Genomic DNA, 501 nt, shown 5'->3' on the forward strand with positions numbered 1-501 from the left:
TACTGATTTAGTCTTAAAGACCCTGGAAAGCGCGGCTAAAAATCGAACCATTACTGGGGACCTGATTATCCACACAGACTTAGGATCACAGTACACCAGCGATGATTACAACCAACGGTTAACAGAACTACATATCCGCCACTCTTACAGCCGTAAGGGGTGTCCATACGATAATGCACCAATGGAATCTTTTCATGCTTCCCTCAAAAAGGAATGTGTTTATCCAGTGCCGGTCTTTGAGAATTATGAAACTGCCGCTGCTGTCCTTTTTGAATATGTGCATGCTTTCTACAATAGGAAGAGAATTCATAGTTCACTGGGCTACCAGACCCCCTTACAAGTTGAAATCGCAACACTTACGAGCCAAATGGCCGCCTGATTTAATGCTTTCCATGGTTCAAATAAGTTATTAATCACGATTAATGATTTATTTGAGCTGTGGAAGGTAAACGCGGTTCTGAATGTCTCTTAAAATCTGTCTCAAATATTGACTTCAATCCA

The 501-nt window shown here is 41.3% G+C and carries 1 protein-coding gene; it reads left to right on the forward strand.

Annotated elements, in window-relative coordinates; genetic code table 11:
- The coding region (locus tag JCM11969_RS16845; protein WP_156319429.1) for an integrase core domain-containing protein at positions 1-379 on the forward strand (379 nt) is incomplete at its 5' end.
- Between the last annotated feature and the right edge of the window lie 122 nt (positions 380-501).

Origin of the sequence: Secundilactobacillus paracollinoides DSM 15502 = JCM 11969 (genome assembly GCF_001311135.1) — a bacterium.
Taxonomy (GTDB): domain Bacteria; phylum Bacillota; class Bacilli; order Lactobacillales; family Lactobacillaceae; genus Secundilactobacillus; species Secundilactobacillus paracollinoides.